The organism is bacterium (genome assembly GCA_019695335.1).
GTDB lineage: Bacteria > CLD3 > CLD3 > SB21 > SB21 > JABWBZ01.
Map to the genome: position 1 here is coordinate 1 of JAIBAF010000095.1, position 9,171 is coordinate 9,171.

A 9,171-nucleotide genomic window follows, 5' to 3' on the forward strand; every position below is an offset into this window, starting at 1 on the left:
CCATGGTCATGACGCCATTTATTATCGTAGCCGTATGGCATGCTTTTCATAATAATTATGATAAACACAGGAAACTTGTGCATTGGGTATGGCCTGTGTGGATGTTTGTTTCGGTGAGTGGGGTAGTGGTCTATTGGATGCTCTATCGAATGTGAGAAGCTAAATTCTCATGCGGTTTTTAAGATCCGAATATTTTTGTTCGATAAAGGATTTGTAAGACAGGTAAGGTTCCTGAAACTTGTATTTTAGTTTGTTAGCTGTCGCGTCCATCAGATCGGCGATCATTTCTTTTTGAGGGTTATCGAGCGTAGAGAAATTCTGTTCATCACGATTAAACGTCACTCCGTCGCGTTCATATTTTTTGAGTTGAGATTCTAAAAGGAACTCGTAGCCTTTTTGAGAAGCATAAAGCCCGATCAACGGATGGGCTTCCATTGGCGCACTGTTAAGAGGGTGGTGAAGCGTGTCTTTATAACGGTCGAGAATCTCGTCTACCGAATCGCGGTTACGTGAACAACGTTTAAGCAAAATCGTGCCAAAGCTATGTTCGTAGGCTTCGGCTGCTTTCTCGACGCTGCCGGTGAGAAAATACAACGTTCCTAAATGGCTGAACGTGACGGCCAGTTTTTCGATTTCTATATTATAGAACGTTTCGTCTTCAAGAGGTGGTACCGTAATTGTTTTGGACAATTCAAACACGCGTTCAACATTGTCTTTTTGATTTTGTACAAAGCTGAAACTTACTTTACCCCGCGAATAACGTTCAGCTTTGAGAAGTGAGTCGCACCATTCGTGGCCAATCGTAATGGCTGTCTGATAATTCAGGAAATCTTTGCTGAGATTTTCGGCTTTTAAAATTCTGTCGAGGTAGCCGAGGCATTCTTCGTATTTTTGAGCGCGGATGAGAAAAAATACAAGCTGCGGCAATAAATAGGCGATCAGATCGATATTGGACAATTTCGCGACAACGTCTTCAATGATTGTAATTTGTTCAGTTTCTTCTTTTTCCTGGATACGATTGACCAATCGCTCGGTCGTAATGCGCAGCGCCTCTTCGATTTGTGCGCGAATAGCCTCTTTGACTCTAGAACCATCCCCGATCAATTTAAATACTTCGACCGCTCGCTCACAATACAGACTGCCATGGGCGTAATCCGTCGCTTCGAGGGCATCGACGGAAGCCTGACACAAATTGTAAATCAAAATAGTCAGGGCCTTGTCCGGGCGGAGTTCATTGGCTTTCAGAATATTGGATAAAATAACTGCTTTATCGCAGAAGTCTTTGGTCGGAAGGTTTTTGATTTTTCGAAAAACAATCGTCAGCAGCATCAGGAAAACCACTCGCTGATCCTTGATCAATTTAACCACGTATTCACGAAGAAATTCGTCTACTTTATTGCGGACAATATCGGGGTGTTCTGCAACGGCAGGTGCGTTCTTTTTGATGAAACGATTTTTAAGCGCGAGTAATTTAGTAAAATACGAGGATAACGCGAGTGCAAGCTGTTTCGATTTTTTTGCGTTAGGATTATAGATGTCTTCAATGACGCGGCGGTTGGTTTCGAACGTATTCAAAAGTTGCTGTGAGACCGAAAGATCTTTACTCTCTCGCAGGATGCTTAGCATGAGAAAGTGAGTTTCGGCAATGCAATCCCAGACAGAACGCCCGGAATAAACATCCAGTGTACTCAAAAAATCAACAAGAGCACGAAGCTCATAATTTTTTCGACGATTATTGGTAGCGGCAAATAACGGCTCAGAACTCATCAGAAGGATGCCTTTTTGAATTTGGTCTTGTAAGGAAGGAAATAGGGATGCGACTTCAAATTTTATAAATATTTCATCGTGATTGCAAGTGCTTTTTGGCTATAACAGCGCGTCCATTTTACGAGCGAGCGCAAAATCAAACTCGGTAATGCCGCCGACATCGTGCGTATTCAAGCCAACGGTTACACGGTTGTATACGTTCGACCAATCCGGGTGATGGTTCATGGATTCCGCATGTAAAGCCGCGCTTGTCATGAAGCCGAAAGCGCTTACAAAGTCATTGAACTTGAATTCTTTATGCAGTTTGCCGTGTACGTAAGCCCAACCCTTCAGGCTTTTTAATTGTATTTGGATTTCTGATTCGTCCAGCTTGGTTCGATTCATAAAAAAAAATTGATCCTGTTTAATTTAGAAAATATTATGTTTGATCCGTATCGAAACAATTGTCGAAGCAACAATCACATCCAGCGGTTTTTGATTTTTCTCTGTGTCCTAGTGTGAAATATGGGGCATTACTTATTTGCCGCAAAGCGTTTATTCACTTCTTCCCAATTAACGACGTTCCACCATGCGTTGATATAATCGGCGCGTTTGTTCTGGTATTTCAGGTAATACGCGTGTTCCCAGACATCGAGGCCCAGAAGCGGTCTACCTTTGAAATCAGCAATATCCATCAGGGGATTATCTTGATTAGGAGTTGAGCCGATTTCAAGTTTATCGTTGTTGATGACCAGCCAGGCCCAGCCGGAACCGAAACGCGACATGGCTGCGGCCGCGAATTTTGTTTTAAATTCATCGAAAGAACCGAAGGTGTTTTTGATCGCATCGGCCAGCACACCGGATGGCGCTCCACCTCCGCCCGGTTTCATACTGTTCCAGAACAGGGTGTGATTATAATGTCCGCCGCCGTTATTGCGAACGGCATTCCGGATTTTATCGGGAACCGCCGAACCGACATTCATGAGTAAAACATCTATACTTTCTTTGCCCATCGCTGGGAAATCCGCGATAGCGTTGTTCAAATTATCCACGTAAGCCTTGTGGTGCTTTCCGTAATGGATTTCCATCGTCAGCGTATCGATGTACGGATCCAGCGCGTCATAGGCGTACGGCAATTTCGGTAACTCATGTTTGGTCAATGTATCGCCGGTTTGAGTTTGCATAATAATTTCCGCAGAAACGATCGAAGGAGTGATCAAACTTCCGACCACAATCATGCCACCGGTTTTGAGAAATTCTCGGCGCGTTTTTTTCATATCAAAACCTTCTTTTTAAGTGGAAGAACTTATAGAGATTTAGGTTCGAAAATTTTTCGTGCGGTGGCCAGAACGATCATGCGGGGTACGAACCTTTGCATGTAAACCATTAATTTATTATTCCAGCCTTCGATGGCAATTTTCTTGTAGTTTTGAATGGCGCTAACCGTAACACGTGCGACATCATCGGCTTTGGCCGAGCGCGAACGGATACGAACGCGGTTGCTTCCAGCAATAACCTGGAAATTAGTTTTGGTACGACCCGGACAGGAAGCGATAACGCGAATGTCGGTGTCTTTAAGTTCGGATGCAATGGCGAGTGAAAAACTGGTGACAAAAGCTTTAGTGGCCGCGTACGTTGCCATGAACGGCACAGGCTGAAAGCTCGCGGTGGATGATATATTCACAATACAACCGTGATCGCGTTCTACCATGCCGGGTAAAAACTGTCGAGTCAACCGAACCAGCGATTGGATATTCAAGTCAATCATCTCACATTCTTTGTGGAGAATAGATTGATGAAAAAAACCATAGGATCCGAATCCGGCGTTATTAATAAGCAAATCGATGGCGATATCATTTTTTTTAAGTTCGGCAGCCAGGATGTCGTTGGAATCAGGTTGAGTCAGATCCAATGGTATGACAAGCGCCCTAACGTCCTGCGCCTGGATGTGTGCGGCAAGCGCTTCCAGTTTATCTTGCGAACGGGCGACAAGCACCTGCGCAACTTTGTGACGAGCCAATTCATGCGCCAGAGCTTCGCCGATTCCGCTTGATGCGCCTGTGATCAAAGCGAATTGATATGGAAACATAGTGGGCTTATTTTAATTTTTTCAAAGTAAGTAAAATTATCGTTTGTGGCAAGCGATGTATTTACAAATTCGTATTTGCATCGTTGCTGTTGATTTATTATTTTGACAATGGTTTTCCTGACACTTCATATCGGCACATCACTCATGAACCGTAGCTTATTTTGGTTTTTATTTTTATTGTTGTGGGCTTATTCGCTTCAGGCCTCCGATACAAAAAAAGGCGCCCGAGCATTGGGAATGGGCGGCGCTTATGTAGCGCTGGCCAATACGAATGACGCTTTTTATTACAATCCTGCAGGGCTTTGGCAATTGACCAATCCGCAAGTTCAGGCATTTTATTCAGCGCCGTTCAATCTTCGCGACTTGGCTACCACCACGTTTAATGTGACATATCCGATGAGTTGGGGCAACGGCGCGGCCAGCTTCGAATCGTATGGCTTCGATCTCTACCGTGAATCGACTTTTGGATTAGCTTATAGCGGGGGATTTCGTGAAAAATTCGTTTACGGAATTGAAGCCAATTATTACCATGTTGCCATTAAAGACGGCGGTTCCGCCGGAACGATTGGATTTGACGCCGGATTACTTTTTAAAATTCATCCGTATGTAACGGTTGGTTTTACTTCACGAAATATTAATCAGCCTGTAATTGCGCACGATGAATTGGCCCAAGTGATGGCTCTCGGTGTCAGCGTGAATATGTTTGAGCCTTTGACGATTAATGCCGACCTCTATAAAGACGTACGCTATGATACCGATATTCGCGTCGGTGCGGAATATGAATTAATCCGAAAATTATTTCTTCGCGTTGGCGTTGCGTCAAAACCATCCTCTTTTTCCGCAGGACTTGGTTTTGACTTTGGAATTGGCGTGATCGATTATGCTTTATATACACATGAAGATTTAGGCGTGACGCACGCCGTCTCAGCATCGATTCACTTGCAACGCCAGGCCATTCGAAAAATTCAATAAATATTCATGAACGGTTCCCGCTATTTATATTGTTTTGTTTTTTTTATAACCGGTCTATCCTGGGCTCAGGACGCAGATTCGCTGGATTTAGATGAGAACGAATCCTCGCAAGAGCGGTTGTTGGACAATTATACCGAATCGTCCGATGCGTCGACCATCTCCGAAATTCTCGAATATTATCTCGAACATCCTCTGGATATCAATGCTGCTTCGCGATCCGATTTTGAAAATATCCCCGAATTATCTTCAATAGTGATTCAAAACATCCTGAATTATCGCCAACGCCAACGATTTAAAACTGTTCGAGAACTGTTAAAAGTATCCGATATGACGCGAGAAACGTTTGTCGCGATCAAAGATTTCTTAACGGTCAATCCGGAAAATTTAATTAAACCGTATGAGATATCTTACCGCCAAAGAACCAAACACTCGCTTGATCCGTCGCGCGATGTAAAAGAGGGGGAGTTTGACGGTAATAATTATCAGTTATACAACCGGCTGAATGTGGAATTTAAGCCTAATTCATCGGCATCGTCGACCATTCGTGGCGGCGGGGTCATTGAAAAAGATGCCGGCGAGACTAATTGGGCGGATCATCGCGTCGGATTTGTCGAATTCAACCGCTTTTCATTGATCCGGAAAATGATTGTTGGCAATTATCAACTCGAATTCGGGCAAGGTATTGCGCTGTGGAGCGCTTCAGGATTATCAAAGGGAAGCGAAACGGTTGATGCCGTCAAACGCCGCGGGAATGGTATACGAAGTTACAACTATGCCACTGAAAACTCGGCTTATTTTGGCGGTGCCGTTCAATTTGAAAAATTTAAGAATACGGCTTTAACCGTATTTGCGTCTCAAGCCAATTTTGACGCATCATTTAATGACGATGGAAGTGTCAATAGCATTCTGACAGATGGGTTCCACCGTGACAGCTCTGAAAAAGCCAAACAAGATTTTCTGCGTGAAAAAATTGCTGGCGTAAATGTGCAAACGGAATTGAATGCTTCCCGTTTTGGAGCAGTGCATTACACTACTTGGTATGACCGTGATTTTGTCGTGACGGATCCGGTACGGAGCCGCTATGATTTAACCGGCAAAGTACACGGCGTGACCAGCATTTATGCTGACGTTATCTGGAACCGTTTTAATATTTTCGGAGAACTAGCGCGTGATCGCGACGGAGCGTCGGCTTATAACGCCGGTTGGATCACATCCTGGCATAAAATTGAAATGATCGTATTCTACAGAAATTATGCTAAGAATTTTCACAGCGTGCGAGGTTATGCGTTCGGAGAGCAAAACGGTAATACGCAAAACGAAGAAGGTATTTATACGGGCATCAAAGCGCAGGTTGCTCGTGGAACAAGCGTCAGTGCGTATTATGACCTTTTCCGTTATCCGTGGCGGAGTTACAATGTACCGAAGCCGGTGCGAGGCAACGATTTTTTCGCGGAAGCCGAACACAAACTTACGAAGCAAACTGTCATCACGCTTCGTTATAAAAATGAAACGAAAGATGAAGCCTACACGTCGCAAGATATTCTTGGCCGCGATATTACTGTGATCGGAAAAAGTAATACCCGGAGAATTCGTTATCAATTAGCTTATCGTGTGGTTCCTGAAATACAATTGAAATCAAGAGTTGAACAGGCGTGGTATGATCTTGCAAACCGGCATGATCAGGGCATCTTATTTCAACAGGACATTAAAATTCAACCCAGAAAAAATCTAACTATTTATGGCCGGTTATCCTTTTTTGATACGGATAATTTCCAAACGGCTATTTATGAATATGAAAATGACGTCGAAGGAAGTTTTACGAATACCGCGCTGTATGAAAAAGGAAAACGATGGTATTTGTTGATCAAATATCGTTGGGCCAAGTCGGCTGATGTGTCGATCAAATACTGGGAAATGTACAAAGACGGCGTGTCACAAATCGGATCGGGTGGAAGCGCTGTGAATGGTAATAAATTGCGCAGGGTTGCGATGTCATTGGATGTTCAAATTTAACGGATAATTCTGACGATCGTATTCTTGTTTTTAATTGTATTTTCACCGCATGTTTCTTATATATGTCTCACCGAATTACTCAATCATACCCATCGACTCGATGAAAACTTTTCTGATTTTACTGGTTATTTGTTTGGCATCCTGCCGTGTGCCGGAGTCAAAACCTGAACCGATAACGACGTTAGCCTGTTACGACGGTCAGCCGCGAATGTCGCCGGATGGAAAATTTATCGCTTTTGTTTCGACGCAGTCGGGCGACCGGCATATCTGGATTTATGACGTAGGGGAACAAACGCGCACCCCTCTTACTTACAATGAAGGCGTGGACGAACATCCGGATTTTTCACCGAATAATGAACGGTTGGTGTTTTCTTCATTGATTAATGGCCAGAGAGATTTATGGCTTATCGATCAGGAATCGCAATTGGTACAACTTACCAAAACTGAAACTGAAGATGAATATAGTCCACGCTGGTCGAAAGATGGTAATTGGATTTATTTTGTGATGAAGGATTCGTTGCGATGGAATTTGTGTAAAGTAAGTCATAAAAATTTTTCGGACGTTCAAATTCTCTATACCGATAGTTTGGAAATCGAGAACCCTATTCCGATCAGTGATGGCCGGGTTTTATTACAGAAAAGTGAAGGGACAGCCAGTCGTTTATATTTTTGGTCAGATCGTTTAGAACCATTTTCTAAACCGGCAATGGATGTACGTCATGCCGCATTATCTCCGGATGAACGATGGATTATTTTTGTAAATACGGTCGAGGATTCTTCGGTTATTTGTTTATCGTCAGTTGAACAATTTGATCCGAAGCCTGTGAAGTTAGATCTTGCTCAATATGATTTTCCAAGCTGGAGCACCGATGGTAAGAAGATTCTCTTTGAGAAAACTCCATCATGGGACATCAAACAAATTGAAGTGGAAACCCAGCGCGATTCGGTTCTTGTGGCAGATAGAGGCGAGCAGGAATCACCGGTGTATTCGCGGGATGGAAAGTGCGTTATTTACAGTTCGTCATGGAACGGAAAACAGGTTTTAATGGAATTAAATCTGGAAACAGGAAAGCGGGAACCGCTGCTGGCTGATTTTGGCAACTGTTCGAGCCCCGACATTTCTCAGGATGGAACAAAGTTGTTGTTTACTTCTGATAAAGGCGGCAAAAAAAATATTTGGATAATGAATCGTTCAGAAGACGCACAACCCGAACGTTTGACCGATGATCCGGTTGCAGCACACCAAGCAAGGTTTTCTGGTAATGCACAGTGGATGGTTTATGTCTCCGATCGTTCCGGAAATCCGGATATATGGAAAATGGAATTGACTTCCAAAAAAGAAACACGCATGACGGTTGATGAACGAGTTGAATTAGCGCCATCGTTTTCAATGGATGATCAGGCGATTCTGTTTCAGGCCAATTGGGCTAAACGTTGGAGTATTTGGCGTATGCCGGCCGATGGCGGGATACCATTGCCCGTAACGCGGGATAAACTGCCTTACGGTTGGGATGCTGACCCGCTGGTTTCTCCAGACGGTAAACGCCTGCTCTTCACACGTTCGTGGTACGACGATGCAGACGTGTGGCTGCTTTCAGTAAGCGGCGGTGAAAAAACTTCCCGTACATTGACCAAAGACAATACTAATCAAGAGCGCAATGGACAGTGGTCTCCGGATGGAAAGTATGTTGTCTTTCAAGCCGGTCATAATACGGATATTTGGATGATGGATATTTCTTCAATGTTGAAGTAAAATTCTGTTTAAATTTTCAAGGAGAGTATAAGGAATGGCAGTAATTGGAACATCGGCCGCAAAATGGAATCAGGAGAAATATAAAAAAAATTCGGCTTTCATGGAAAAGCTGATTGCTGATTTTAAAAATGACGAAGAGAAGATCAAATTAGGCGGCGGACAAAAAAACATAGACCGCCAGCATGATAAAAACCGCCTGACGGCTCGTGAGCGCATTGCCAAATTGATCGATCCGGGTACCTATTTTTTGGAATTGGGGCTTTTTGCTGCGTATGGCATGTATGAAGAGTTCGGAGGTTGTCCTTCGGCGGCATGCGTTTCCGGAGTCGGTCTGGTTCAAGGTAAGGAAACTGTGATTGTGGCGCACGATGCCACCGTCAAAGCGGGTGCGCATTTCGAGATGACGGTTAAAAAAACGCTGCGCGGTCAGGAAATTGCGATGAAAAATAATCTGCCGATCATTTATCTGGTTGATTCGGCTGGCGTTTTTCTTCCTTTACAGGATCAGGTTTTTCCCGATGAAAATCACTTCGGCAGGATTTTTTATAATAATGCGCGCATGAGTGCGATGGGTATCACACAGGTCGCTGCAGTGATG

At 43.8% G+C, this 9,171-nt stretch carries 9 protein-coding genes; 5 read left to right on the forward strand and 4 right to left on the reverse strand.

The features are described from left to right. Positions 1–155 (forward strand): DUF420 domain-containing protein (locus K1X84_15885; protein ID MBX7153108.1); only part of this gene is annotated, 155 nt, incomplete at its 5' end. Positions 156–159: 4 nt separating this feature from the next. Here the strand turns inward: K1X84_15885 and K1X84_15890 are convergent. From K1X84_15890 to K1X84_15905, 4 genes are all read right to left on the reverse strand, one after another. Continuing rightward, on the reverse strand, positions 160–1,767 hold the full coding sequence (locus K1X84_15890) for a hypothetical protein (GenBank protein MBX7153109.1): 1,608 nt from the start codon (positions 1,765–1,767) through the stop codon (positions 160–162). A gap of 99 nt (positions 1,768–1,866) precedes the next feature. Then, positions 1,867–2,151 (reverse strand): 4a-hydroxytetrahydrobiopterin dehydratase, encoded by a 285-nt coding sequence (locus K1X84_15895; protein ID MBX7153110.1) that lies wholly within the window; start codon positions 2,149–2,151, stop codon positions 1,867–1,869. A 128-nt stretch (positions 2,152–2,279) separates the two neighbouring features. Further along, positions 2,280–2,930, reverse strand: coding sequence for a superoxide dismutase (locus K1X84_15900; GenBank protein MBX7153111.1), 651 nt, complete (start codon positions 2,928–2,930; stop codon positions 2,280–2,282). A gap of 122 nt (positions 2,931–3,052) precedes the next feature. Beyond that, on the reverse strand, positions 3,053–3,835 hold the full coding sequence (locus tag K1X84_15905; protein ID MBX7153112.1) for an SDR family oxidoreductase: 783 nt from the start codon (positions 3,833–3,835) through the stop codon (positions 3,053–3,055). 144 nt (positions 3,836–3,979) lie between these two features. Between K1X84_15905 and K1X84_15910 the strand changes: the two genes are divergently transcribed. The 4 genes from K1X84_15910 to K1X84_15925 form a co-directional block, all read left to right on the forward strand. Further along, positions 3,980–4,807, forward strand: coding sequence for a hypothetical protein (locus tag K1X84_15910; protein ID MBX7153113.1), 828 nt, complete (start codon positions 3,980–3,982; stop codon positions 4,805–4,807). A 6-nt stretch (positions 4,808–4,813) separates the two neighbouring features. Further along, complete coding sequence (locus K1X84_15915; GenBank protein ID MBX7153114.1) at positions 4,814–6,820, forward strand: helix-hairpin-helix domain-containing protein; 2,007 nt, start codon at positions 4,814–4,816, stop codon at positions 6,818–6,820. 100 nt (positions 6,821–6,920) lie between these two features. Next, on the forward strand, positions 6,921–8,573 hold the full coding sequence (locus K1X84_15920) for a hypothetical protein (protein MBX7153115.1): 1,653 nt from the start codon (positions 6,921–6,923) through the stop codon (positions 8,571–8,573). 34 nt (positions 8,574–8,607) lie between these two features. Continuing rightward, positions 8,608–9,171 (forward strand): acyl-CoA carboxylase subunit beta (locus K1X84_15925; protein MBX7153116.1); only part of this gene is annotated, 564 nt, incomplete at its 3' end.

Coding starts and splice junctions, on each gene's coding strand:
- K1X84_15905 (MBX7153112.1), bottom strand. CDS start 3,835: ATGTTTCCATATCAATTCGCTTTGATCACAGGCGCATCAAGCGGAATC.
- K1X84_15910 (MBX7153113.1), top strand. CDS start 3,980: ATGAACCGTAGCTTATTTTGGTTTTTATTTTTATTGTTGTGGGCTTAT.
- K1X84_15900 (MBX7153111.1), bottom strand. CDS start 2,930: ATGCAAACTCAAACCGGCGATACATTGACCAAACATGAGTTACCGAAA.
- K1X84_15915 (MBX7153114.1), top strand. CDS start 4,814: ATGAACGGTTCCCGCTATTTATATTGTTTTGTTTTTTTTATAACCGGT.
- K1X84_15895 (MBX7153110.1), bottom strand. CDS start 2,151: ATGAATCGAACCAAGCTGGACGAATCAGAAATCCAAATACAATTAAAA.
- K1X84_15920 (MBX7153115.1), top strand. CDS start 6,921: ATGAAAACTTTTCTGATTTTACTGGTTATTTGTTTGGCATCCTGCCGT.
- K1X84_15890 (MBX7153109.1), bottom strand. CDS start 1,767: ATGAGTTCTGAGCCGTTATTTGCCGCTACCAATAATCGTCGAAAAAAT.